The sequence below is a fragment of the Neisseria sp. HMSC31F04 genome (assembly GCF_001807735.1).
GTDB classification, from domain to species: Bacteria; Pseudomonadota; Gammaproteobacteria; order Burkholderiales; family Neisseriaceae; genus Neisseria; species Neisseria elongata.
On sequence record NZ_KV790831.1, the window covers coordinates 23,709 to 48,708 of the forward strand.

Here is a 25,000-nt window from a genome sequence, read left to right on the forward strand (position 1 = left end):
GGCCGTCTGAAAGATATGTTTCAGACGGCCTTTTTGCGGATGACGCGGGATAAACGGCACCGCATCAGCGGGCGGGCAGCAGTTCGGCAATGCGGCGGACGATGGCAGCGGCGGTTTCGTCTTTGCCGCAGAGGGGCAGGGCGGTTTCGCCCGCGTCGTCGATAAGGGTGATTTGGTTCGACGCTTTGCCCATGGCGACCGAAACGTCGTTGGCGGCAATCAGCGGAATGTTTTTCCTGATGCGTTTGGCGCGGGCGTATTCCAACACCCGTTCGCTTTCGGCGGCAAAGCCGACGCAGAACGGCGCATCCGGCAGGGCGGCTACGGATGCGAGGATGTCAGGGTTTTCCGCCAGTTCGATGACGGGCGGACGGCCGCTGCCGTCTTTTTTCAATTTTTGCCCGGAGGCGTTCGATACTTTGTAGTCGGCGACGGCGGCAACGGAAATGAATACGTCGCAATCCTGCACGCGCCGCATGACTGCGCCGTACATTTCCTCCGCGCCCAAAACGCGGACTGTTTCGCCCATGCCGGCGGGCAGGGCGGTTTGCACCTGTCCGCAAACCAGCGATACGTCCGCACCCGCCGCGCGGCAGGCGCGCGCCAAAGCCGCACCCATCTGCCCGCTGGACAGGTTGGTGATGCCGCGCACGGGGTCGATGGCTTCGAAGGTCGCGCCCAGTGTAATCAACACGCGCTTGCCGGACAGGCTTTTTTCCGTCCACAAATCGGGCAGCAGGTCGGCCAGTTCCGCCGCTTCGGGCATCCGGCCGGTACCCGTTTCGCCGCAGGCCTGCTCGCCGTCTGCGGGCGGGAAGACGGTGATGCCGTCTGAAAGCAGTTGCGCGATGTTGCGTTGGTTGGCCGGGTTGCGCCACATTTCGACATTCATGGCGGGTGCGACGGCCAACGGGCATTTGCGTGCGGCGGCGAGGTTGGTCAAGAGGTTGTCGGCGATGCCGTTGGCGATTTTCGCCAGCGTGTTGGCCGAGGCGGGTGCAATCAGGAAAACGTCGGCCTCGCGGGTGAGGTTGATGTGCGCCATGCCGTTGCCGTCCCCGGCCTGATGGGTTTCGCTCAAAACGGGGCGGCCGCTGAGTGCCTGAAAGGTCAGCGGGGTGACGAATTCCGCCGCCGCACGGCTCATGGCCACGCTGACTTCGTGTCCCTGTTTTTTCAGCAGGCGCACCAGTTCGCAGGATTTGTAGGCCGCGATGCCGCCGCTGATGCCGAGCAAAATGTGTTTTTTCATAAATCGGTTTTCCGTTTGCGCGTAAAATGGCGTGCATTGTATCGTAATTTGGGAAGTGGTTTATGCGTAAGGCCGTTATCAGCGGGCATAGCCGCGGTTTGGGTTATGCGTTGGCGGAACATTATCTGCGCGCCGGTTGGGCGGTGTTCGGTTTGGCGCGGGGCAGGGCGGATTTGAGGCCGTCTGAAAACCTGTTTCAGGCCGAATTGGATTTGTCCGATGCCGGTTTGCTGGCGCAAAAGCTTTCAGACGGCCTCTTGGCGGATTTTATCCGCGATGCGGACGAATTGCTGCTGATCAACAATGCGGGGACGACCGCACCCAATGCGCTGCTCGGGCGGCAGGGGCCGTCTGAAATCGTCCGTGCCGTCGCGCTGAACGTTACCGCGCCGCTGCTGTTGTCGGATTATCTGTTGTCCGCGCGGCCGGACGGCGTGCATTTGAAAATCGTCCATATCGGTAGCGGTGCCGGACGCAGGGAGTATGCCGGTTGGAGCGTGTACGGCGCGGGCAAGGCGGCGTTGGACCGCCATGCCTTGTGTGCGGCGGCGGAAGGGCATCCGGCCTTTTCGATTACCTGCATCGCCCCGGGCGTGGTCGATACCGAAATGCAGAGGGAAATCCGCAACGCCGATTGTCGGGACTTTCCGTTGCAGCCGCGTTTCCGCGCGCTGAAAGACGGTGCGAAGCTGCAATCCGCCGCCGATACCGCCGCCAAAATTGCAGCCATGATCGAGGCGGAAGACTTCGGCGGCAAACCGTTGGCCGATGTGCGTGATGTTTAGGCTGCGGGTCGGGGAACTGGTTTGTCCGATTTGGTTTGTCCGGCGGATTTTGCCTGTTTGCCCGGTTGCGCCGACACCTGTTTTCAGACGGCCTGTTTCAATCGTCTTGACCGTCATTGCCGATAAAGGGGTATAGTGGCGGCCTGCCTTGCTCCGTGCGGCGGTTGTTCCCATGATGATAAAGTCGCCCGTTTGAAGGCCGGTTCGGCGCGTATCCGCCGGATGGTGCGTGTTTCAATAACCGTATTTTTTGTCAGAAAAAGGAAATTTTATGGAAACCCTTACGCTCAATATCGAGGGCATGACTTGCGGCGGCTGCGTCAAAAGCGTTACCCGCATTTTGGAAGGCGTGGAAGGCGTGGCGAAGGCCGAAGTCAGCCTGGAAGGAAAAAGCGCGCTGATTGAGTTCGACCCCACCAAAACGGGTGCGGCCGCGCTGATTGAGGCCGTGGAAGACGGCGGCTTCGACGCCGCATTGTGATGCCGTAGCCCGCCTGTCAAGGAAGAAGAGGCCGTCTAAAAAACCGTTTCCCTCTTTGGGACAAAGTTTTCAGACGGCCTCTTTGCAGTATCTGTCCGCCGTAAACGGAAAGGCCGTCTGAAAGGCATCAGCCGTTTTGTTTTTTGGTCGCCCGTTTCGCGCAGACGATTTCCACCACGGCGGGCAGGACGGACAATACGATAATCGCCGCCAGCACGAGGCTGAGGTTTTCTTTGACGATTTTGGTGTTGGCGAAGAAATAGCCCGCATAGGCGAAGAGGGCGACCCAGGCTATCGCACCGATGATGTTGTAGCGGATAAAGCGGCCGTAGTGCATGTCGGCCATGCCGGCGACAAACGGCGCGAAGGTGCGGACGATGGGTACGAAGCGGGCGATGATGATGGTTTTGCCGCCGTATTTTTCGTAGAAGGCATGGGTTTTGGCCAAATGGCTTTGGCGGAAGATTTTCGAATCGGAATTGGAAAACAGCCGCGCGCCGAAGTATTTCCCTATGGTGAAATTGGCCGCGTCGCCGAGGATAGCCGCCGCAATCAGCACCGCGACCATCAAATGAATGTTCATGCCACCCACGGCCGCAATGCCGCCGGCGGCAAAGAGCAGCGAATCGCCCGGCAGGAAGGGCGTAACCACCAGGCCGGTTTCGCAGAATACAATCAGAAACAGGATGACGTAAATCCAAACGCCGTATTGCAGGGACAATTCGGCCAGATGGCGGTCGATGTGGAGGATGAAGTCGATAACAGTTTGAAGCACGTTGTGTTTTCCTTGAGTGCGGCCAAAAGAGCGCGGATTGTAACCGAGCGGCGGCGGAAATGACAGGCCGTCTGAAAACAGGCGGTTTGCCGCAGCGGCAACGGTGGCACGGTTTGCCCTCAGGCTGAAAACCGATACAATCGCACTGTTTTCCCTTCGGGCAGCAAAATGCCGTGAACCAACTGATTTTTGACTTCGCACGCAGCGATTATCCGGGCTTCGACAAATTCCTCGGCACCGCCAACCGCGAACTGATTTATGTGCTGCAACAGGCGCAGGATCAGTTTGTCTATGTTTGGGGGCAACGCGGGTCGGGCAAAAGCCACCTGCTCAAGGCATGGGTGGCGCAGGCGCGGGAGCAGGGGCGTCATGCCGTTTATATCGATGCCGAAACCGTGCCGCTGGACGAAACCGCCTTGTCCGCCGAATATCTGGCGGTCGACGGTGCGGACAGGCTCCAAGCCAACGAACAGGCGTTGCTGTTTGAAATCTTCAACCGTTTCCGCAACGGCGTGCGGGGCAGGCTGCTGCTTTCCGCCGACGTACCGCCGCAACAGCTCACCGTACGCGAAGATTTGCGCACCCGCATGGGCTATTGTCTGGTATACGACATCAAACCCTTGAGCGATGAAGAAAAGATAGACGCGCTTGTCGGCATGGCCGGTGCGCGCCAGTTGGCTTTGGAGCCGGAAATTTTCCGTTACCTGCTGACGTATTGGCGGCGGGATATGGACAGCCTGGTGCAGATGCTCGACACCCTCTGCCATTATGCCGCCACCACCCGCCGCCGCATCACCCTGCCGCTTTTGCGCCAGCTTTTGAAACAACAGGACACACCATGACCAATTTAGCCGTTTTCGATTTGGACAATACGCTGATTAACACGGATTCCGACCATGCCTGGCCGCAATATTTGATTAAAAAGGGTTTGGTCGATGCCGAAGAGACGGAACGGCAGAACGAGAAGTTCTACCGCGACTATCAGGCCGGCTGTTTGGACATCGATGCCTTTTTGAAATTCCACCTCGCACCGTTGGCGCGTTTCAGCCGCGAAGAGTTGGACGAAATGCACTGCGAGTTTACCGCCGAATTTATCGCACCGCATATCTCGGATATGGCCAGGATGCTGGTGGAAGGCCACCGCGCGGCGGGGGACGAACTGCTGGTTATTTCGTCCACCAATGAGTTCATCATCACGCCCATCTGCAAGATTTTCGGCATCGATAATGTTATCGGCACCCGGCTCGAAACAGACGCGGACGGCAACTACACCGGCAATTACACCGGCATCCCCAGCCTGAAGGAAGGAAAAATCACACGCCTGCACCAATGGCTGGCCGCACGCGGCAAGGATTTGGGCGACTACGGCAAGGTGTATTTTTACAGCGATTCGAAAAACGATTTGCCGCTTTTGCGCGCGGTGGACGAGCCGGTGGCGGTCAATCCCGATGCCGAACTGCTGCGCGAAGCCTTGGAAAAGGGCTGGCCGGTGTTGAATTTCAAATAAAAGGCCGTCTGAAAATGCCCGCATTCAAACCCGTCGTCATCATCACAACTGCCGCAGGCCGCGAAGAAGCCGAACGGATAGGCCGCGCCCTGTTGGAGCGCAAACTGGCCGCCTGCGTGCAATACGAAGACATCGTCAGCGAATATGTCTGGCAGGGCGAACTCTGCCGCAGCGCGGAAGTCCGCGTCGTCATCAAAAGCGCGCGCCGCCATTATTCGGCGGTGGAAAAAATCATTCTGGCCCACAACGGTTATGACTGCCCGCAAATCGTCATGCAGCCGATACAGCGTGGTTTGCGCGCCTACTTGCGCTGGATGGAGGCGCAATTGGGAGCCTGACGATGAATATCCAATCCGTCCGTTTTGCCGTGCCGGCGTGCTCCGTCTGTGCGTCGCCGCATGCCGAAGGCAAAGATTGCAGAGGGAATGTGTACGAATCCTGTATGGCGGAGCGATACGGGCAACGTTTGAAACGGGCGGAAAAGCTGTTGTCGGATTGGCGGCCGGCACGGAATATCCGGCCGTAAAATTTGACTTGGCCGAAACATTTCATCGAAAATGCCTGCCTTTTGCCTTTTGCCTTTTGCCTTTTGCCTTTTCAGACGGCCTCCTTTCCCTAAAAGGCCGTCTGAAAACATGACTCGCAACATCAAAGGAAAACACATGTTCCGAACCCTGCTCGGCGGCAAAATCCACCGCGCCACCGTAACCGAAGCCGACCTGAACTACGTCGGCAGCATCACCATAGACCCCGACCTGATGGATGCCGCAGGCATCTGCGTTAATGAAAAAGTCGCTATCGTAAACAACAACAACGGCGCGCGGCTGGAAACCTATACCATCGCTGGCGAACGCGGCAGCGGCACGGTCTGCCTGAACGGAGCGGCGGCACGGCTGGTGCAGAAGGGCGACATCGTCATCATCATGTCCTACGTCATGCTGTCCGAACCCGAAATCGCCGCCCACCAACCCAAAGTCGTACTGGTGGACGAACACAACAAAATCCGCGACATCATCCATTACGAACCGCCGCATACCGTCCTTTAAACCAAACGCCGCAGGCCGTCTGAAAACCGAAAACCTCCCTTTCAGACGGCCTTGCAACGGAAGCCGACCATGACCGACCAAATCCCCGAAGCAAACCAAGACACACAGCACCACCGCAGCATCCGCAGCTACGTCCTGCGCCAAAGCCACATGACCGCCGCCCAGCAGCGCGCCATCGACACCCTGTGGCCGCAATTCGGTCTGGATTATCAGGAAACGCCTGCCGACCTGAACCAAGCCTTCGGCCGCAGCAACCGGAAAATACTCGAAATCGGCTTCGGCATGGGGACGGCCACCGCCGAAATCGCCCGCCGCCTGCCCGATGACGACTTTCTCGCCATCGACGTACACGGGCCGGGCGTCGGCAACCTGCTCAAACTGATAGACGAACAACACATTGCCAACATACGCGTGATGCGCCACGACGCGGTGGAAGTTGTTGAAAACATGCTGGCGGACGGCAGTCTGGACGGCATACACATCTTCTTTCCCGACCCTTGGCACAAAAAACGCCACAACAAACGCCGCCTGATACAAGCCCCCTTCGTGGCCAAACTGCTGCCCAAACTCAAAAGCGGAGGCTACATCCACTTGGCGACCGACTGGGAAGAATACGCGCAGCAGATGCTCGAAGTCTTAAACGGTTTCCCCGAAGCATTACAAAATACCGCCGAAACCTACGCCCCCACGCCCGCTTACCGCCCCGAAACCAAATTCGAAGCGCGCGGCAAACGGCTGGGGCACGGCGTATGGGATTTGGTATTCGTCAAACGCTGACAAACGGCGTTTTGCCGTTCAAATGGCAAAAGGCCGTCTGAAAATACACCCGTCTTTACACAAAACGGTATTTTACTGACACAACATACTTTACAATACGCGCTTCGTTTGTCATCCATCAACAATCCACCAACAGGAGATATGTTATGCAAATCAAGTTGATTTCCGCCGCAGCCTTGCTGCTGGCCGCCACCCTCTCCCATGCCGCCGACGGTAAAAAAGCCGCCGCCTCAATACCCGACAATACCCCGATTCTGATGCAGGCCGAAGTCGGCAGTTTGGACAAAAGGGTAGAAGTGGCTTATGTATGCGACAGCCAGCAGGGCAAACGCAACGTGAACGCCATGTACGGCATCAAAGACGGCGAAACCGCCGTCGTGCAGATTAAAGTCGGCGATCAGGTTACCCCCGGTTTGTGGCGCGTGATGAACGACACCAACGGCAAAAAGCAGAACAGCTATTACGGCGAAGGCCTGACTTGGATTACCGACAAAGCCTCACCCGACACATTGACCAAAGCCAACGGTAAAATCCTGATGCAGGCCAGCAAATTGGACGGCGGATTGCCAAAAGGCGACCAAACCATCCTGTTCAAAGATTGCAAAGTGGACAGTGCCGCCACTAAAAAACTGAACAAATAAACTTTGAGGCCGTCTGAAAATACTACGTTGTACTGCATGCCGTATTTTCAGACGGCCTTTTTACAACTTGCAAAGGAGTACGATATGACAGGCAATCCGGTAAGCTGGTTCGGCATTCACGCCGCAGATTTGGACCGTGCAAAAAAATTCTATGAAACCGTATTCGGAGGAACGCTGCAGGAAGTAGGCGGAGGTGGGATGCGCTTTATGATTTTCGGTGCCGACTGGGCGAAATACGGGGTCAGCGGCATGTTGTGGAGCGACGGCGGTGCCGTGCCGGGTTATGGCGGCACCACCGTATTTTTCAATTGTACCGATTGTGCGGAAACCGCTCGCGCCGCCGTGGCGGCCGGCGGCCGCCTGTTGCAGGACAAATTCCCGATTGCCAACGGCTATGCCGCCTTTGTTGAAGACAGCGAAGGCAACCGTATCGGCCTGCACAGCCGCTGATATGGAAAGGCCGTCTGAAAACGTCTGCCGTTTTCAGACGGCCTTGTTATGCTTCAATCAATATTTTCCGCAAAACCGATATAAGCCATGCAAAGACTATTATTGATATGCCTGCCTTTATTGTTTGCCGCCTGCGGCAGGCAGGACGATACCCCGCCGCCGGCCGCATCCGTTGCCGCCTCCGCCGTTTCCGAGCCCGCACCTGCCGCAGCGTCCATGGCCTCAGCGGCATCGACCGAAACCATACAGGTTGAAGAAGAACCGATGCCCGCAGATTTGCTGAAACAGTTTGAATGGCATACCGAACGCATCAAACGGGAGTTGGCCTCAGCCTCGCCGAAGCAGGCCGATAATTTGTACGACGAATATGTCGCGCTGCTGACTACCTACAATGAAAACAGGCCGTCTGAAAGCGGTTTGCTGGTTAAAATCAATAATCAGGAAAGCACGGTTTTAGACAACTTCTGCAGCGAACAATATTGGGTCGAAAAGGCGGGAAAATTGGAGGAAACGGAGGCACTCAAGACATTGCAGCGGAAAATGTCTGCCGTCGGATTGGAATATTGGGATGTCGGCGAATGTACGGCAATCGTGCGGCCGAAGGCGGATTATTATTTGAAATTGTTCGGAACCGCCGTCAGTCCGGATACCCGCCGCTTTCTCGAAATCGAGGCGCGACAGGATAAGGAGCTGGCCACGAACGATGCCGCCCTTTCTATTTCATGGCAGGAATTGGCCGAGCGCGTGATGGAATGGGAGGATTTCCTGCAACGCCATCCGGGCAGCAGGTTGAGCCGCAAGGCTTTTGACGAGTATCTGTTTTATCAGAATATGTTGTTGTTCGGATTGGATAATACGCCGACTTACAGTGATGACGGTACGCGCCTCTTGTCCGCCGCCGATGACGGGGCAAATGGTGAAAATGGGACGTATGGACGCGATTATCAGGCCGCCAGACAAAAGATTGTCAAGCAGAGGCCTGACGGCGATACTGCCAAATTAGTTGTTTTGACGGAAACATTGAATTACGACCAGGCGAAAAAAGCCGTCAACGAATACCGGCGGAAACATTTTGATTCCACGCTGTATTCAGCCGAACCGGAAGGCGTATAAGCCGTCCGTTCAGGCCGTCTGAAAATAGAAAGCCGGACTGTTGGAAGGACGGTTTTTCAGACGGCCTTTTTGTAGGAGTAAGTGAATGAAGACGAAATTACTTTTTTCTTGCGCCGCCGCATTGCTGCTGGCGGGCTGCCTCAGTACGCCGGTCAGGCAGACGAACTGGCGGCCGCAAGATGAAGGTGCTGATTTTTCCGCCGACGGACGCTTGGCCGTACAGTACGAGGGCAAAGGTTCATATGCCAATTTCGATTGGAACAGGCAGAACGGTGTGCAGACCATCAATGTCAATACCCCGCTGGGTAATACCTTGGGGCAGATTTGTCGCGATTCGCAGGGCGTGTTGGCCGTCAATGCCAAAGGAGAACGGTTTACCGCGCCGGATGTCCGCCAGCTGAGTCAGAAGTTGCTCGGCTTTGCACTGCCGCTGGAATACCTTGACGTATGGATGCGGGGGCAGTGGGCGGCGGACTTGCCGCACAGTTTGACGGCGGAAGGTGATTTGCAGCAGGCCGGATGGAACATCAGCCGCCAAACACAGGAAGACGGCAGCGTCAGGGTGTTGGCTTTGCGCAATGAACAATTGTCGTTGAGATTGGTGTTTGACAGCGTGATGCCGTCTGAAAACGGTGCGGACACGCCTACACAATGCGCCGCCAGAGGATAATCATGCCGATTTCGGAATACACACAAGCATTTCCTGCCCCCGCCAAGCTGAATCTTGATTTACGCATTACAGGCCGACGCGCTGACGGTTACCATAATTTGGAAAGCATATTCTGCCTGATTGACTGGCAAGACACCGTTTACCTTACTCCGCGTTCGGACGGCCTGATTGTGTTGCAAAACCCCACAGATGGTCTGCCGCAGGAGAAAGACCTTGCCTACCGTGCCGCCGAAGCCTTGCTGCCGTATCGGAAAACGGAACAGGGTGTGGACATACGTTTGGATAAGCAGATTCCCAGCGGCGGCGGGTTGGGTGGCGGCAGTTCCGATGCGGCTACGGTATTATTGGTCCTCAACCGTTGGTGGCAATGCGGTCTGACCCGGCAACAGTTGATCAATATCGGAGTCGGATTAGGTGCCGATGTTCCTTTTTTCCTGTTTGGTAAAAATGCTTTTGCCAAAGGGATAGGGGAGAAATTGACGGAAATAAACGTGCCGCAGCAATGGTATATTGTGGTTAAACCGCCTGTGCATGTTTCTACTGCCGCAATTTTTTCGCACAAAGACTTGACAAGGGATTCGGTGGTCTGCATAATGCCGACTTTCGCAAATTTGCAGCCATTCAGAAATGATATGCAGGCTGTGGTTTTGCAGGTATACCTTGAGATAATGCAAATTTATAAAGATTTGCAGCAGTTTGGTCAGGTGATGATGACAGGCTCTGGAGCTTGTCTATTTTTAACTTTCCATAACTATAAAGATGCTCAGATTGTATACAGTAAGGTTTCAAGCAAATATCAAAGCCGTTTGGTTCAAGGGTTGCAGCAGCATCCTTTATATGGTTTGATATAAACCGTGGATAGTTGGGGATTCGCCAAGTTGGTTAAGGCACCGGATTTTGATTCCGGCATTCGTAGGTTCGAATCCTACATCCCCAGCCAAACATAACTGAACTTTGGGGATTCGCCAAGTTGGTTAAGGCACCGGATTCTGAATCCGGCATGCGTAGGTTCGAGTCCTACATCCCCAGCCAAATAAAAGCGTGTGATTTTATCGCACGCTTTTATTTATCCGTCTGCAGAATACTTGTGTTATTTTTTGTTTGGCTGGATTTCGCCACATGCGTATAATGCCGTCTGAGAACGCCAAGCAACCAAGGAAGCCCCCGCGATGTTTCCTAAATATGACGCAAATAAACCCATTCCATGTGAGGAAGATATGGCAGCATACGACAGTTTGATGGTTTTTACCGGTAATGCCAACCCGAAGTTGGCGGCCAATGTGGTAAAACATCTCGATATTTCAATCGGCAATGCATCAGTCAGTAAATTTTCAGACGGCGAGGTTGCGATTGAGCTGTTGGAAAATGTGCGAGGCCGCGATGTTTTTATTCTGCAGCCTACTTGTGCGCCAACCAATGATAATTTAATGGAAGTTTTGGCAATGGCCGATGCCTTGAAGCGTGCTTCGGCAGGGCGTATTACAGCCGCCATTCCTTACTTCGGTTATGCGCGTCAGGATCGTAGGCCGCGTTCGGCTCGCGTACCGATTTCTGCAAAATTAGTAGCCAATATGTTGTATTCCGCAGGAATTGACAGGGTTTTAACTGTTGATTTGCATGCGGATCAGATTCAGGGCTTCTTTGATATCCCTGTTGATAACATTTATGCAACGCCGATTTTGCTGAATGATGTGCAGCGTCAGCAAATAGAAAATTTGACGGTAGTCAGCCCGGATATTGGCGGTGTCGTACGCGCCCGAGCCATGGCAAAAGCCCTAAATGCCGATTTAGCCATTATTGATAAACGTCGCCCTAAAGCCAATGTGGCGGAAGTGATGAATGTAATTGGTGAAATCCAGGATAGGACTTGCCTGATTGTAGACGACATGATTGATACGGCCAATACTTTGTGTAAGGCGGCCTCTGCTTTGAAAGAGCGTGGCGCTTCCCGTGTCTTGGCATATGCAACCCATCCGGTTTTTTCTGGAGAGGCAGTCTCCCGTATAGCTTCATCTGATATTGATCAAGTTGTTGTTACCGATACAATTCCTTTATCAGAGGCTGCACAGAATTGCGTCCGTATCCGCCAAGTATCTATTGCAGGTCTGCTGGCAGAGACAGTGCGTCGTATTAGTAATGAAGAATCTGTCTCATATCTTTTTAACGAAGATGTGCTGACAAACGGTGGTATGTTACTGCCGTAGGTCTGTTGGAATATCAGGCCTGAATCAACGCCGTCTGAAACTGGTCGCGGTGTAAGGCGGTTTAATTTTTTACCTAAAAGGATTTAATTATGTCTTATGAATTACAAGCTACCGTTCGCGAAGCCCAAGGCACTGGTGCGAGCCGCCGCCTGCGTCGCGAAGGTCAAGTTCCTGCTGTATTGTACGGTGAGGATCAGGAAGCAGTTGCGATTGCTTTGGATCATAAAACCGTGTTCTATGCTTTGGAAAAAGAATCTTTCCATACTAGTTTGATTAAATTGGCATTGAACGGTAAAACTCATGATGTGATTGTGCGTGATTTCCAAGTTCATCCATTCCGTCAGCAAATTCAACACCTTGATCTTCAAGTGGTTGATTTGAATAAACCTTTAAAAATTCGTTTGCCTATTCATGTGGTTAATGCAGAACAATCTAAAGCAGTGAAGTTGCAAAGCGGCCGAGTGTCTCTGCTAACTACAGGTGTGGAAGTAATTGTTGATCCTAAAAATATCCCTGCTGCTTTGGAGTTGGATTGTGCACAAGTCGTAGCAGGTGATATCCTGCATCTGTCTGATATTCAGTATCCTGAAGGTGTGAGCAGTGTAGCATTGAAACGTAATTCAAACTTAGCTGTTGCTACGGTAACTGGTAAAAAAGGCTAAATGGACATTGTTTGTTATTTAGGAAATTCCCGTTTTCAATAAGCGGGATTTTTCTATATTCAGTGATTACAATAAATTGATTTACTTCTGAGTAATTATCCTAACCATCTGTGGAAATCAACAGCGTTGTTTACACTTTCGGCTTTTGCTTGAAGACCCGTTTGAGCAGCTATTCGGCATTGTCAAGAATGTCGATAGACACGGGAAACCCGCTTTGTTCTTGATAATGACAGATAGCTGCTTAAAAATCATTCAAGCAAAAATAAAAGTTGTCCGCCGTAGAAAAAGTGTAAACAACGCGACTATTTCCTACAATAGTCTAAATAAAAACCGATAGAGATGATTTTTCTCTATCGGTTTTTATTTTATACAGTTCTATATCAAGCCAATTTTCCGTGGCATTGTTTATATCTCAAGCCACTGCCACAGGGACAGGGATCGTTACGATGAACAATTAAGCCGCGTGCTGTTAATGCCTCTGGGGTATAGTTTTCATCATCATTTGGATCAAAGGCTTCAGATACCAGTTCACTCTGAGATTGTGACAGGATTTCCTCCATATTCGGCGCATCAGCCTGGAAGGCATGAGTATTAAGATTATCCAAATTCTCAGGCTCACTTTCTTCCACAACATTTTCGTTCATCTGTATTTGTACCGAAATAAGCAGTGAGGCAATTTGATGTTTGATATTGCTCCATAAGTTTTGGAACATTTCAAATGCTTCGCGCTTGTATTCCTGTTTGGGATTCTTTTGGGCATAGCCGCGCAAGTGGATACCTTGGCGTAGGTAATCCATAGCGGAGAGATGTTCGCGCCATTGTGTATCGATCACTTGCAGCATTACGTTGCGTTCGAATCCCTGCATGTTTATATCGCCCACTAATTCGGTTTTTTCGGCATATTCCTGATCTACTTGCGCCAATAAACGTTCTTTAATATCTTGGTTATCAAGAGTGTTGTCTTCTTTCAGCCAACCTTGAATATCGACATTTAAACGGAAATCACTGGCTAATTGCGCCTCCAGTGCGGGCAAGTCCCATTGTTCTTCCATGCTGTCTGCCGGCATGTAGTTGTCTACTAAGGAATAGATGGTTTCACGCCGGAATTCTTTCGCCAGATTGCTGATATTTGGGTTGGAGAGAATGTCGTTGCGTTGGAAATAGATTACTTTGCGCTGGTCATTGGCAACATCATCATATTCCAACACTTGTTTGCGCATATCGAAGTTTCGGCCTTCTACTTTTCGTTGTGCGCCTTCGATTTGGCGGGTCAACATGCCTGCCTCAATGGCTACACCGCGTTCCGGCGCCAAACGATTGAGGATGGCGGCAGCACGATCTAGGGCGAACAGGCGCAATAGAGGATCTTCGAATGAAAGGTAGAAACGGCTGGAACCAGGGTCGCCCTGACGACCGGCGCGTCCGCGCAGCTGGTTATCGATACGGCGGCTTTCATGACGTTCTGTGCCTATGATATGCAGACCGCCTGCTTCCATGACTTTGTCGTGCTCTTCCTGCCAGCCGTTTTCCAGTTCGGCGATACGTGCTGCTTTTTCTTCTTCGCTCAGGTTTTCATCGACACGGATGGCATCTGCCTGATGTTTGACGTTACCTCCAAGTACGATGTCGGTACCGCGTCCGGCCATATTGGTGGCAACGGTAATCGCGCCGACTTTACCGGCTTGGGCCACAATGAGGGCTTCGCGTTGGTGCTCTTTTGCGTTTAAGACATTGTGGGGGATGCCTTGCTGATTCAGCAAATGGGAAACCAATTCTGAATTTTCGATGCTGGTCGTACCCACTAAAACCGGTTGTCCACGTTTGTAGCATTCTGCAATATCTTTAACCACAGCCTCGTATTTTTCTTCAGCCGAGCGGAAAATCTGATCGTTGAAATCTTTACGTTGTATCGGTCGGTTGGTCGGGATGATAACGGTTTCGAGGTTGTAGATGCTTTGGAATTCAAATGCTTCCGTATCGGCGGTACCGGTCATGCCGGACAGTTTTTTATAGAGGCGGAAATAGTTTTGGAAGGTGATTGAAGCCAAGGTTTGGTTTTCACGTTTGATTTCAACGCCTTCTTTTGCTTCTACTGCCTGATGGAGACCGTCGGACCAGCGGCGGCCGGACATCAGCCTGCCGGTAAACTCATCGACAATTACGATTTCGCCGTCTTGAATCACATAATGCTGATCTTTATGGAAGAGGGTGTGAGCCCGCAGTGAGGCCATCAAATGGTGCATCAGGGAAATATTGCTGACGGAATAAAGCGAATCGCCTTCTTGCAGCAGACCTATTTTAGTCAGAATTTCTTCTGCATGTTCGTGTCCGGCTTCGCTTAAGATGACGTTGTGGTTTTTTTCGTCCACCCAATAATCGCCTTCGCCTTCTTCGCTTTCTTGGCGGAACAGTTGGGGCGGCACTTGATTCATTATTTGGTAAAGTTGGACGTTGTCATCTGCCTGACCGGAAATAATCAAAGGCGTACGGGCTTCGTCAATCAAAATGGAGTCCACTTCGTCCACTACGGCAAAGTTCAACTCCCGCTGCACTTTGTCGTATTGGTCGGCAACCATATTGTCGCGCAGGTAATCGAAGCCGAATTCATTGTTTGTGCCGTAGGTAATATCGGCAGCATACGCATTCTGACGGTGGAAAGGCTCAAGATCGCTGATAATCACGCCTACTTGCAGCCCGAGGAAGTTATACAACGGCTCCATCGTAGCCGCATCACGTTGGGCAAGGTAGTCGTTGACGGTAACGACGTGTACGCCGTCGCCGGACAGGGCATTGAGGTATACGGGCAGGGTGGCAACCAGCGTTTTTCCCTCACCGGTACGCATTTCGGCGATTTTGCCGTAGTGCAGCACCATGCCGCCGATCAGTTGGACATCAAAGTGACGCATACCCAAAACGCGTTTGGATGCTTCGCGGCAGACGGCAAACGCTTCCGGCAGAATGCTGTCCAAATCGGCTCCGTCGGCGATGCGCTGTTTGAATTCGGCTGTTTTGGCCTGTAGCGCGGCATCATCCAAAGCCTGCATTTCGGCTTCCAACGCATTGATTTTCTCTACTGTTTTTCGATATTGTTTCAACAGCCGGTCATTGCGGCTGCCGAATACTTTTTTAGCTAATTGAGTGAGCATATTTGATTCCTGAACCTAATAGGGCTTTTTGCAAGCGATAACGGCATATTCTAACACAGGCCGTCTGAAAGCAATAAGTACGTCAGGAATCATATTTTTCAGACGGCCTTTTTATAACCAACTCGTCTTTGCTTACAAACAAGCATTCTTTCCTTTTTTCAGACGGCCTGATTACAGTGGCGGCATTCCGAACCAGCACGATTACAAGGAACACCATGAGTACCACAGCCGACCCGCGCGCCAAACTCCCCGATACCCCGCTTGCCGACAACGAAAGGCTCAAAGGCCAGAGCCGCCACCTGCGTGGCACGATTGCCGAAGACCTGAACGACGGCCTGACAGGCGGCTTCAACGGCGACAACTTCCAACTTATCCGCTTTCACGGCATGTACGAACAGGACAACCGCGACATCCGCGCCGAACGCAACGAGCAAAAATTGGAAGGCTTGAAAAACGTCATGATACGCTGCCGCCTGCCCGGCGGTGTGATTACACCCAAGCAGTGGCTGGGCATAGACGAGTTTGCCGACAGCCACACCCTCTACAACTCCATCCGTCTGACCAACCGCCAGACCTTCCAATACCACGGCGTGCTCAAACCCGACATCAAAGCCGTGCACCAATGGTTGAACAAGCTGGGATTGGACACCATCGCCACGGCGGGCGACGTGAACCGCAACGTCTTATGCACCAGCAACCCGATTGAAAGCGGGCTGCACAAGGAAGCGCACGAATGGGCGAAAAAAATCAGCGAACACCTGCTGCCGAAAACCCGCGCCTATGCCGAAATCTGGCTGGACGGCGAAAAAGTCGAATCCACCGAAAACACCGGCAACGCCCCGCTGCCCGAAGCCGTGAAAAGCGGCGACGCGGCCGAACCGGTTTTGGGCGGAAACTACCTGCCGCGCAAATTCAAAACCACGGTTGTCATCCCGCCGCATAACGACGTCGATTTGCACGCCAACGATTTGAACTTCGTCGCCATCGAAGAAAACGGCAGGCTGGCCGGATTCAACGTGCTGGTCGGCGGCGGCTTGTCCATCGAACACGGCAACCTCAAAACCTACCCCAACACCGCCCGCGAATTCGGCTTTATCGGTTTGGAAAAAGTATTGGATTGCGCCGCCGCCGTGGTTTCCGTGCAGCGCGACTGGGGCAACCGCAGCGACCGCAAAAACGCCAAAACCCGCTACACCATCGAACGCGTCGGCTTCGATGTATTTGTCCAAGAAGTGGAAAACCGCATGGGGGCGAAGTTTCAGCCGATACGCCCTTATGAATTCACCACGCGCGGAGACCGCATCGGCTGGGTGCAGGGCGAAGACAAAAAATGGCATTTGACGCTGTTTATCGAAAACGGCCGCATCACCGATACACCGAACTGCCCGCTGAAAACGGGTATGCGCGAAATCGCCAAAATCCACAAGGGCGACTTCCGCCTGACCGCCAACCAAAACCTGATTGTGGCCGGCGTTTCCGCCCGCGACAAGGCCAAAATCGAAGCCCTTGCCCGCGAATACGGGCTGATTAGCGACGGCGTAACCCGCCAGCGCGAAAACAGCATGGCCTGCGTCGCGCTGCCGACCTGCCCGCTGGCCATGGCCGAAGCCGAACGCTTCCTGCCGGCGTTTATCGACCATGTGGACGGCCTGATGGCGAAACACGGCCTGTCGGAAGAACACATTGTGTTGCGTGTGAACGGCTGCCCGAACGGCTGCGGTCGTACCATGCTGTCGGAAGTCGGGCTGGTGGGCAAGGCGGTCGGCCGCTACAACCTGTATGCGGGCGGCAACCGCGAAGGCACGCGCATTCCGCGTTTGTTTAAGGAAAACATCACCGAGCCGGAAATCCTGCAGATTTTGGATGATTGGATAGGGGCGTGGGCGAAAGGCCGTCTGAAAGACGAGGGCTTCGGCGATTTTGCCGTGCGCACCGGCATGGTGAAACCTGTGTTGGATGCGCCGCGCGATTTTTGGTCGGCATAAACCGGGCTGAAACTGCCTGGAAACAGCCTGAATAAAAAAAGAGGCCGTCTGAAAGCTGCAAATGCTTTCAGACGGCCTCTTGGTGTTGCGCCTTATTGGCGGTAATGTTTCAGGAAACGTTCCAGTTTGCCGATGGCTTCTTCGATTTGGTGGCTGTAGGCCAGCGTAACGATGCGGAAGTGGTCGGGTTTGACCCAGTTGAAGCCCGTGCCGTGCACCAGCAATACTTTTTCCTGCACCAAAAGGTCGTAGACGAATTTCATGTCGTCATGGATGTTGTACATTTCGGTGTCGATTTTCGGGAACATATACATCGCGCCCATCGGTTTGACGCAGGAAATACCGGGGATTTGGGTGATCAGTTCGTAGGCTTTGTTGCGCTGTTCGAGCAGGCGGCCGCCGGGCAGGATCAGTTCGTTGATGCTTTGATAACCGCCCAAGGCCGTCTGAATCGCGTGCTGCATCGGCGTGGTGGCGCACAGGCGCATGGAGGCGAGCATGTCGAGGCCTTCGATATAGCCTTTGGCGTGGTGTTTCGGGCCGTTGAGCACCATCCAGCCTTGGCGGAATCCGGCCACGCGGTAGGCTTTGGAGAGGCCGTTGAAGGTGATGGTCAGCAGGTCGGGGGCGAGGGCGGCGATGTGGTGGTGTACCGCGCCGTCGTAGAGGATTTTGTCGTAGATTTCGTCGGCGAAGATAATCAGGCCGTGTTTGCGCGCCAACTCGGCGATTTCGAGCAGGATTTCTTTGCTGTACACCGCGCCGGTGGGGTTGTTGGGGTTGATGACGACGATGGCTTTGGTTTTGGGCGTGATTTTGGCTTCCATGTCGGCAAGGTCGGGGAACCAGCCGTTTTCTTCGTCGCACAGATAATGGCGTACCGTACCGCCCGCCAAGGTGGCGGCAGCCGTCCACAGCGGATAGTCGGGCGCGGGAATCAGGATTTCGTCGCCGTCGTTTAAAAGTGCCTGCATGGACATGGTAATCAGCTCGGACACGCCGTTGCCGATGTAAACGTCGTTTACCGTGATGTCGCGCAGGCCTTTGGTTTGGTAGTAGTGGACGATGGCCTTGCGGGCGGAGTAAAGGCCTTTGGAATCGCAGTAGCCTTGCGAGGTCGGCAGGTTGCGGATAACGTCCACCAAGATTTCGTCGGGTGCTTCGAAGCCGAAGGGGGCGGGGTTGCCGATGTTGAGTTTGAGGATTTTGTGGCCTTCTTCTTCAAGTTGAAGGGCTTTTTTGTGTACGGGGCCGCGGATGTCGTAACAGACGTGGTCGAGTTTGGCGGATTTGCTGAATTTATCCATTGTTGTGTTCCGTGAAGATTTGCGGGCAAAGCGTGAATGTACTCTGTTTGACGGTGGAATTCAAAGGGATTTTGTAACCGGTCGGCCAAAAGGAAGGCCGTCTGAAAAACGGCTGTGCGGTTTTCAGACGGCCTGTTGCCTTGAGGTTGAGGGGCGGACTTATTTTGCCAGGCGTTCGGCAAATTCATCCGCCACCTGCACTAGGGCGGCCGACAGGGCGGGCTCGAAGGAGGAGTGTCCGCCCTGGATTATCCGCAAATCGGCCTGCGGCAGTGCCTGTTTCAAATCCCATGCGCTGCGGGTGGGGGTGCAGAGGTCGTAGCGGCCTTGCACGATAACGGTGGGGATGTGGCGGATTTTGTGGGCGTTGGCCAAGATGGCTTTGTCGCCCTGCAGCCAGCCTTGGTGGACGAAATAATGGTTTTCCAGCCGCGCGATGGCCAAGGAAGCCTGTGCGTCTTCGTCCACAGGCTTGGGTTCGAACTGAATCAGCCAGCTTTCCCAGTCCGCCCAGGCTTTGGCGGCCGGCAGGTGGACGGCGGGGTCGGGCGAGTGGAGCAGTTCGTAATAGGCCTGTACCAGCGCGCCGTGTTTTTCCGGCGGTATGGCGGCCAGATAGCGTTGCCATTGTTCGGGGTAAACCATGCTTACGCCGCCGGCTTCGCTCAACCAGTCGATTTCGATTTGGCGGCAGAGGAAGATGCCGCGCAGGATTAGCCCGCGCACGCGTTCGGGATGGGTTTCGGCGTAGGCCAGCGAGAGGGTGCTGCCCCAAGAGCCGCCGAATACCAGCCAGCTTTCGATGTCCAGCATTTCGCGTACTTTTTCAATGTCGGCCACCAAATCCCAAGTCGTGTTCTCGCGGGTTTCGGCGTAGGGCAGGGAACGGCCGCAGCCGCGCTGGTCGATGATGACGATGCGGTATTTTTCGGGGTTGAAAAATCCGCGGCAGGCAGGCGATGCGCCCGCGCCGGGGCCGCCGTGCAGGAAGATGACGGGGATGCCGTCGGGGTTGCCGCTTTCTTCCCAGTAGATTTGATGGATGGCGGATAATTGCAGCAGGCCGCTGCGGATGGGTTCTCGAATCGGATGCATGGTTTTCTCCTTGTGGTTGGGAGGCCGTCTGAAAGGTGGTTTTCAGACGGCCTGCGGTTAATCCAGGCGGATTTCGACGTTGTCGATCAGGCGGGTCGCGCCCAGTCGGGCGGCAGCCAGAACGACCAGGTGTTTGTCGCCCGCGTGGGCGGTTTCCAGCGTGTCGGCGCGGCGGACTTCCACATAGTCTGCCGTCCAGCCGTTTTCTTCCAAACGGCGGCGGGCGGCGTTTTCCAGTTCGGCGTAGGCGAGGTTGCCGTTTTTAACCGCTTCGGCGACTGCCTGCAGTTCGCGGTAGAGGCGCGGGGCTTCGGCGCGTTCGGCTTCGCTCAGGTATTGGTTGCGGCTGGAAAGCGCGAGGCCGTCTGAAGCGCGGCCGGTATCGACGGGGACGATTTCTATGTTGAAGTTCAAGTCTTCCGTCAGGCCTTGGATGACGGCAAGCTGCTGGTAGTCTTTTTTGCCGAAGCAGGCGTAATCGGGTTGGACGATGTTGAAGAGTTTGGAGACCACGGTGGCCACGCCGCGGAAATGGCCGGGGCGGAATTTGCCGCACAGTTCGTTTTGCAGATGCGGCGGTTCGACGTTGTAGCGTTGTTCGACGTTCGGATACAGTTCTTTTTCGTCGGGCGCGAAGACGACGGCCACGCCTTCGCCGGCCAGTTTGTCCGCGTCCTGTTGCAGGGTGCGCGGGTAGCGGTCGAAGTCTTCGCCCTGGCCGAATTGGAGGCGGTTGACGAATATGCTGACGACGACGTTGTCGGCGCGTTTTTTCGCTTCGCGCACCAGGGCGAGGTGGCCTTCGTGCAGATTGCCCATGGTGGGGACGAAGGCAACCGTTCCGGCGGTTTTGCGCCATTCGCGCAGGGCTTGGACGGTGTGGATGATTTGCATGTTTTTGTTCCTTTTCGGGTTTTCAGACGGCCTTTGCCGTTTTGACCGGCGGCGGCTCCGTATACGGGCGGATTATACGCCTGCGGACGGCGGTTTTTGGAAGAAGTGTGGCGGAGGCCGTCTGAAAAGCGGGGAAAGGTTTTCAGACGGCCTGTTATAATGCCGCCTTTCAATTTGCATCCGTATTGGCGAATTTATGGATTTTCCTAAAGCCTTTGCCGTTTTGGGGCCGACCGCCGGCGGCAAAACCGGGCTGGCATTGCGTTTGGCGCAGCGTTTCCCGCTGGAAATCATCAGCCTGGACTCGGCTTTGGTTTACCGCGGGATGGACATCGGGACGGCCAAGCCGACGGCCGAAGAGCTGGCTTCCGTGCCGCATCATTTAATCGACATCATTTCGCCGCTGCAGTCTTACAGCGCGGCGGAGTTTGCCGCCGACTGCCTGCGCTTGTGCGGCGAAATCAGTGCGCGCGGGCGTATGCCGCTGATTGTCGGCGGTACGATGATGTATTTCCACGCGCTGGTAAACGGTTTGAACGATTTGCCGCAGGCCGATGCCTGCGTGCGGGCGCAGTTGCAGGCACAGAAGGTGGAGCAGGGGCTTGAGGGGCTGTACCGCCGTTTGTGCGAGGTGGATGCGGCCACCGCCGCGCGGTTGAAGCCGGGCGACAGTCAGCGCATCGAGCGGGCGTTGGAGGTTTTCCTGCTGACCGAGCGGCCGTTGAGCGACCATTTGGCGGTGCAGACGGCCTACCGTGTGCCGCTGCGGCTGCATACGCTGGTTTTGTTTCCGCAGCGGCGCGAGTTGCTGCACGATGCGATTGCGCGGCGTTTCCGATTGATGTTGGAGCAGGGGTTTCTCGAAGAGGTCGGCCGTCTGAAAGCGGAGTATCCGTCATTGACGGCGGAACACAATTCGATGCGCTGCGTGGGTTACCGTCAGGCGTGGGATTATTTGGACGGTGCCTGCGCTTACGGTGCTTTTGTCGATGCGGGTATCGCCGCCACCCGCCAGTTGGCGAAGCGGCAGCTGACTTGGCTTCGTAAGACGGAAGCGGATACGCTGCTCGACCCGTATGACGGCGCGGATGTTTTTCAGACGGCCTCTGCGGCGTTGGAAAAGCATTTTTCGTGAAGGCCGTCTGAAAGGCGGCCTGCCGTTTGCGCCTGTTCCGTGTGATGGCAGTGAATTGAAATAAGAAGCCTCCGACTATTGTTTGGTCGCCGCCGACCTGCTTCGCACTCCGTGCAGGTGGGAGTGCGGAAGTTCGGCTATGCAACGGTCTTCTCTAAGCGTTCCCGACAAATTGAAGTCCGGATTCCCGCCTGCGCGGGAATGACGGTATGGAGGGTTCTTATTTGAATTTACTATGTGATGATTGGGGTTACGATGAATGAAAATATGCTCCCCGCCGCGCCGCTGAAACGCCGGTTTGCGGCTTTGTGCTACGAATTATTGCTGATTGGCGCGGTCAGTTGCGCGGCCTTTATTCCCGCCGGGGTTCTGGCTTTGTTCCTCAATCAATCCGCACCGCAGTTGAGCAGCCTGTTGGTAACGCTGGTGATTTTGTATGCCTGGTGGCTGTATTTCAAAATAAACTGGCATAAGAAGGGGCAGACGCTGGCGATGCAGGTGTGGCGTATCGGTTTGTGCGACCGGACGGGTGTCCGGCCGCCGTTGAACCTGCTGAGGCTGCGCTTTATTTGGGCCTGCGTGTTTTTGGTATTTGTGCCGATGCTGGCTTATGCCGCGCTGAACCGCGGGATGGGCGTGCCGCCGAAAACGGCGGGCGGTGCGGCTTTGATTTGGTGGATTCTGCCGTGGGGTTTCGCGCTTTTGAACGCCGACCGTCAGTTTTTATACGATTATTTGGCAGGTACGCGGCTGGTGGATGTGAAAAAACAGGATAAGGCCGTCTGAAAAGGTGCGGACGATGAAAACGGTCGGCGAAATAAAAAAGTATGCGGAAAGCCTGCCGATGCTGGATGGGCGGGCGTTGGCCGGAGGGCTTGTCCGCTTGAAAAACGGCGGCGTGCCTTTTTTAGGCTGCGTGTGTTTCGTGCAGCATAACCGGAAGGTGGGCCTGCTTGAGGCGCGGAATATCCTGTTGGCGGCAGATGTGTATTCCGAACGGGAAAAATCGGATATCGAAGCGATGTTGCAAGTGATGTTTGCCGAAGTGAACGAAAACGCTTAGTGCGTTATGATGAGGCCGTCTGAAAGCCGTTTTTCAGACGGCCTGTTATTTAAGAGGAGGCCGAATATGGCTGCCACACCGTCCAGATGGTTGCCGCTGCTGTTGGCGGTTTGTATTTTTATGCAGATGCTGGATGCGACGGTATTGAATACCGCGCTGCCGCAGATGGCGGCGGATTTGCAGCAATCGCCGCTGAATATGCAGTCGGCGGTGATTTCCTATGCGCTGACGCTGGCGTTGTTTATGCCGATGAGCGGTTATCTGACCGACCGCTACGGCACGAAGAAGGTGTTTTCCGTTTCGATGGCGTTGTTCGTGCTGGGTTCGCTGATGTGCGCGGCGGCACCGAACCTGCCGCTGCTGGTGTTCGCCAGGGTGGTGCAGGGGATGGGTGGGGCGATGATGGTGCCTGTGCCGAGGCTGATTATCCTGCGCGCTTACGATAAGGCCGAGTTGATCAACCGGATGAATTTCGTCGTGATGCCCGCGCTGCTGGGGCCGATAGCCGGTCCGCTGGTGGGCGGCTATTTGGTGGAATATGCGAGTTGGCATTGGGTGTTTTTGATCAATGTGCCCATCGGTTTGGCGGGCATCGTTGGGGCGGCGAAAATCATGCCCGACTTTTCCGCGCCCGAGGGCAGCGTGCCGCATTTCGATTTGACCGGTTTTTTATTTTTCGGTGCGGCGGCGGTGGGGTTGAGCCTGTCGGTGGAGCTGCTGATGCATCCGGGGGCGCGTTTGTTTTCCGCTTTGTGCGGTACGGGCGGTTTGGCGGCTTTGTGGTGCTATTGGCGGCATGCGCGGCACGACGGCGACCTCGCGCTGTATCCGCCGCGCCTGCGTTTGGTGCGGACGTTCCGCTTGGGTATTTTGGGCAACCTGATCAGCCGTTTGGGCATGGGGGCGATGCCGTTTTTGATGCCCTTGCTGCTTCAGGTGGCCTTTATGCGCAGTGCGAGTGTGTCGGGACAGATGCTCGCGCCTGTGGCGTTGGCTGCTTTGCTGACCAAGCCGTTTGTGAAACCGTTGATTGTCCGTTTCGGCTACCGCAGGGTGCTGATTTGGAATACCCGCATTATCGGTTTGCTGATTATGTCTATGGCTTTGCCGGATGCGTCTACGCCGGTTTGGCTGATTGTGCCGGTTCTGTTTGTGCTCGGTATGTGCAATTCGCTGCAATATTCGTCGATGAATACGCTGACTCTGGCCGATTTGCGGCCGCAGATGGAAGGCAGCGGCAACAGCCTGATGGCGGTAAACCAACAGTTGGCCATTAGTTTCGGCATTGCGTTGGGCGCGCTGCTGCTTAACTTTTTCGGCAGCGGCAATCCGCGGACAGGCAATGTGCATCAGGCTTTCCAATATACGTTTTTGGTTATAGGTACGATTACTTTTTGTGCAAGCTGGGTTTTCGTTTATCTGCATCCGAAGGACGGGTCGAATTTGGTGTAGGGCGGTATGAGCCTCAGGCCGTCTGAAAATTGTGTTAGTATGCGGCAGATTTGAATTTCAGGAGGAAATGATGAACCGATTGTGCGCACTGCTGACCGGCTTGTGGCTGGGTATGCAGATAATGGCGGGCTATGTTGCCGCCCCGATTTTATTTGAACGGCTTGGCAAGCAGGAAGCCGGGAACATCGCAGGCGTACTGTTTTCAATCAACAATTATTTCGGCCTGTTGGTCTGGGCCATGGCTTGGCTGGTGGTGCGGAGTAACCGCAACCGTTCGTTTTCCAACAACGGCAAGGTGGCACCGAAATTCATTATCTTCCTGCTGCTGCTGACCGCAGCCAACCAATTCCTGATAAACCCGGTGATCGCGGCGCACAAGGCGGGTACGGAAAACAGGCTGCTTTCGTTGTTGGGCGGTTCTTTCGGTATGTGGCACGGCATTTCCAGCATCATTTATCTGGTATGCAGTTTCTTGGGCTTAGGTTTACTGTTGCGTTATTTGAAGTTTGAGAAAAATTAGCCGTCTGAGAAAGTGTTTTTATCAGCCATGAATCGGCAGC

Annotated in this window: 26 protein-coding genes and 2 tRNA genes; 22 read left to right on the forward strand and 6 right to left on the reverse strand. The window is 54.5% G+C overall.

Annotated elements, in window-relative coordinates; genetic code table 11:
- Positions 1–64: 64 nt before the first annotated feature.
- Positions 65–1,252 (reverse strand): bifunctional phosphopantothenoylcysteine decarboxylase/phosphopantothenate--cysteine ligase CoaBC, encoded by a 1,188-nt coding sequence (gene coaBC, locus HMPREF3107_RS10135; protein WP_070455206.1) that lies wholly within the window; start codon positions 1,250–1,252, stop codon positions 65–67.
- 62 nt (positions 1,253–1,314) lie between these two features.
- On the opposite strand from coaBC, the gene HMPREF3107_RS10140 reads away from it, so the two are divergent.
- Together HMPREF3107_RS10140 and HMPREF3107_RS10145 are read left to right on the forward strand one after the other, a co-directional pair.
- Complete coding sequence (locus HMPREF3107_RS10140) at positions 1,315–2,037, forward strand: SDR family NAD(P)-dependent oxidoreductase (protein ID WP_070455207.1); 723 nt, start codon at positions 1,315–1,317, stop codon at positions 2,035–2,037.
- 271 nt (positions 2,038–2,308) lie between these two features.
- Entirely contained in the window at positions 2,309–2,518 is a 210-nt protein-coding gene (locus HMPREF3107_RS10145; protein WP_070455208.1) for a heavy-metal-associated domain-containing protein, read from the forward strand.
- A gap of 127 nt (positions 2,519–2,645) precedes the next feature.
- Here HMPREF3107_RS10145 and HMPREF3107_RS10150 read toward each other — a convergent pair whose 3' ends face one another.
- Complete coding sequence (locus HMPREF3107_RS10150; RefSeq protein WP_070455209.1) at positions 2,646–3,293, reverse strand: DedA family protein; 648 nt, start codon at positions 3,291–3,293, stop codon at positions 2,646–2,648.
- A gap of 173 nt (positions 3,294–3,466) precedes the next feature.
- Here HMPREF3107_RS10150 and hda point away from each other — a divergent pair, with 173 nt between their 5' ends.
- The 14 genes from hda (at position 3,467) to HMPREF3107_RS10220 (ending at position 12,363) form a co-directional block, all read left to right on the forward strand.
- Positions 3,467–4,135 (forward strand): DnaA regulatory inactivator Hda, encoded by a 669-nt coding sequence (gene hda / locus HMPREF3107_RS10155; protein WP_070455210.1) that lies wholly within the window; start codon positions 3,467–3,469, stop codon positions 4,133–4,135.
- Complete coding sequence (locus tag HMPREF3107_RS10160; protein ID WP_070455211.1) at positions 4,132–4,800, forward strand: histidinol-phosphatase; 669 nt, start codon at positions 4,132–4,134, stop codon at positions 4,798–4,800. Before hda ends, HMPREF3107_RS10160 begins: the two co-directional genes overlap by 4 nt.
- A gap of 14 nt (positions 4,801–4,814) precedes the next feature.
- Positions 4,815–5,138: a divalent-cation tolerance protein CutA gene (cutA, locus tag HMPREF3107_RS10165; protein ID WP_003775110.1), complete on the forward strand. Its 324-nt coding sequence runs from the start codon at positions 4,815–4,817 to the stop codon at positions 5,136–5,138.
- 324 nt (positions 5,139–5,462) lie between these two features.
- Positions 5,463–5,846 (forward strand): aspartate 1-decarboxylase, encoded by a 384-nt coding sequence (panD, locus tag HMPREF3107_RS10170; protein ID WP_040666462.1) that lies wholly within the window; start codon positions 5,463–5,465, stop codon positions 5,844–5,846.
- Between the two features lie 69 nt (positions 5,847–5,915).
- Positions 5,916–6,623: a tRNA (guanosine(46)-N7)-methyltransferase TrmB gene (gene trmB, locus HMPREF3107_RS10175; RefSeq protein WP_070455212.1), complete on the forward strand. Its 708-nt coding sequence runs from the start codon at positions 5,916–5,918 to the stop codon at positions 6,621–6,623.
- 146 nt (positions 6,624–6,769) lie between these two features.
- A complete protein-coding gene (locus tag HMPREF3107_RS10180; protein ID WP_070455213.1) occupies positions 6,770–7,264 on the forward strand; it encodes a hypothetical protein in 495 nt (164 codons plus the stop codon).
- 84 nt (positions 7,265–7,348) lie between these two features.
- Positions 7,349–7,714 (forward strand): VOC family protein, encoded by a 366-nt coding sequence (locus HMPREF3107_RS10185; protein ID WP_070455214.1) that lies wholly within the window; start codon positions 7,349–7,351, stop codon positions 7,712–7,714.
- Between the two features lie 87 nt (positions 7,715–7,801).
- Positions 7,802–8,827: a hypothetical protein gene (locus tag HMPREF3107_RS10190; protein ID WP_070455215.1), complete on the forward strand. Its 1,026-nt coding sequence runs from the start codon at positions 7,802–7,804 to the stop codon at positions 8,825–8,827.
- 85 nt (positions 8,828–8,912) lie between these two features.
- Entirely contained in the window at positions 8,913–9,497 is a 585-nt protein-coding gene (locus tag HMPREF3107_RS10195; RefSeq protein WP_070455216.1) for an outer membrane lipoprotein LolB, read from the forward strand.
- Between the two features lie 2 nt (positions 9,498–9,499).
- Complete coding sequence (gene ispE, locus HMPREF3107_RS10200) at positions 9,500–10,348, forward strand: 4-(cytidine 5'-diphospho)-2-C-methyl-D-erythritol kinase (protein ID WP_070455217.1); 849 nt, start codon at positions 9,500–9,502, stop codon at positions 10,346–10,348.
- Between the two features lie 12 nt (positions 10,349–10,360).
- Positions 10,361–10,437: transfer RNA gene (locus HMPREF3107_RS10205), tRNA-Gln, on the forward strand.
- Between the two features lie 15 nt (positions 10,438–10,452).
- A tRNA-Gln gene (locus HMPREF3107_RS10210) sits at positions 10,453–10,529 on the forward strand.
- Between the two features lie 185 nt (positions 10,530–10,714).
- Positions 10,715–11,701 (forward strand): ribose-phosphate pyrophosphokinase, encoded by a 987-nt coding sequence (locus HMPREF3107_RS10215; protein ID WP_141742877.1) that lies wholly within the window; start codon positions 10,715–10,717, stop codon positions 11,699–11,701.
- A gap of 89 nt (positions 11,702–11,790) precedes the next feature.
- A complete protein-coding gene (locus HMPREF3107_RS10220; RefSeq protein WP_049250299.1) occupies positions 11,791–12,363 on the forward strand; it encodes a 50S ribosomal protein L25/general stress protein Ctc in 573 nt (190 codons plus the stop codon).
- 380 nt (positions 12,364–12,743) lie between these two features.
- Here the strand turns inward: HMPREF3107_RS10220 and secA are convergent, their stop codons facing one another.
- Positions 12,744–15,509: a preprotein translocase subunit SecA gene (gene secA / locus HMPREF3107_RS10225; protein WP_070455219.1), complete on the reverse strand. Its 2,766-nt coding sequence runs from the start codon at positions 15,507–15,509 to the stop codon at positions 12,744–12,746.
- 215 nt (positions 15,510–15,724) lie between these two features.
- Between secA and cysI the strand changes: the two genes are divergently transcribed.
- Positions 15,725–17,494, forward strand: a complete 1,770-nt coding sequence (cysI, locus tag HMPREF3107_RS10230; protein ID WP_070455220.1) for an assimilatory sulfite reductase (NADPH) hemoprotein subunit — start codon at positions 15,725–15,727, stop codon at positions 17,492–17,494.
- 92 nt (positions 17,495–17,586) lie between these two features.
- Here cysI and HMPREF3107_RS10235 read toward each other — a convergent pair whose 3' ends face one another.
- From HMPREF3107_RS10235 to panC, 3 genes are all read right to left on the reverse strand, one after another.
- Positions 17,587–18,801, reverse strand: a complete 1,215-nt coding sequence (locus HMPREF3107_RS10235) for a pyridoxal phosphate-dependent aminotransferase (protein ID WP_070455221.1) — start codon at positions 18,799–18,801, stop codon at positions 17,587–17,589.
- Positions 18,802–18,960: 159 nt separating this feature from the next.
- A complete protein-coding gene (gene pip / locus HMPREF3107_RS10240; protein ID WP_070455222.1) occupies positions 18,961–19,896 on the reverse strand; it encodes a prolyl aminopeptidase in 936 nt (311 codons plus the stop codon).
- A 57-nt stretch (positions 19,897–19,953) separates the two neighbouring features.
- Positions 19,954–20,790: a pantoate--beta-alanine ligase gene (gene panC, locus HMPREF3107_RS10245; RefSeq protein ID WP_049250286.1), complete on the reverse strand. Its 837-nt coding sequence runs from the start codon at positions 20,788–20,790 to the stop codon at positions 19,954–19,956.
- Between the two features lie 196 nt (positions 20,791–20,986).
- On the opposite strand from panC, the gene miaA reads away from it, so the two are divergent.
- From miaA to HMPREF3107_RS10270, 5 genes are all read left to right on the forward strand, one after another.
- Complete coding sequence (gene miaA, locus HMPREF3107_RS10250) at positions 20,987–21,925, forward strand: tRNA (adenosine(37)-N6)-dimethylallyltransferase MiaA (RefSeq protein WP_070455223.1); 939 nt, start codon at positions 20,987–20,989, stop codon at positions 21,923–21,925.
- A 267-nt stretch (positions 21,926–22,192) separates the two neighbouring features.
- Positions 22,193–22,711, forward strand: coding sequence for an RDD family protein (locus HMPREF3107_RS10255; RefSeq protein ID WP_210391424.1), 519 nt, complete (start codon positions 22,193–22,195; stop codon positions 22,709–22,711).
- A 13-nt stretch (positions 22,712–22,724) separates the two neighbouring features.
- Complete coding sequence (locus HMPREF3107_RS10260) at positions 22,725–22,988, forward strand: hypothetical protein (protein WP_070455225.1); 264 nt, start codon at positions 22,725–22,727, stop codon at positions 22,986–22,988.
- 66 nt (positions 22,989–23,054) lie between these two features.
- Positions 23,055–24,440, forward strand: coding sequence for an MFS transporter (locus tag HMPREF3107_RS10265; RefSeq protein ID WP_070455226.1), 1,386 nt, complete (start codon positions 23,055–23,057; stop codon positions 24,438–24,440).
- A 70-nt stretch (positions 24,441–24,510) separates the two neighbouring features.
- Positions 24,511–24,960 carry a DUF4149 domain-containing protein gene (locus HMPREF3107_RS10270; RefSeq protein ID WP_070455227.1) on the forward strand — a complete coding sequence of 150 codons (450 nt, stop codon included), beginning with the start codon at positions 24,511–24,513 and terminating at the stop codon, positions 24,958–24,960.
- Positions 24,961–25,000: the final 40 nt, after the last annotated feature.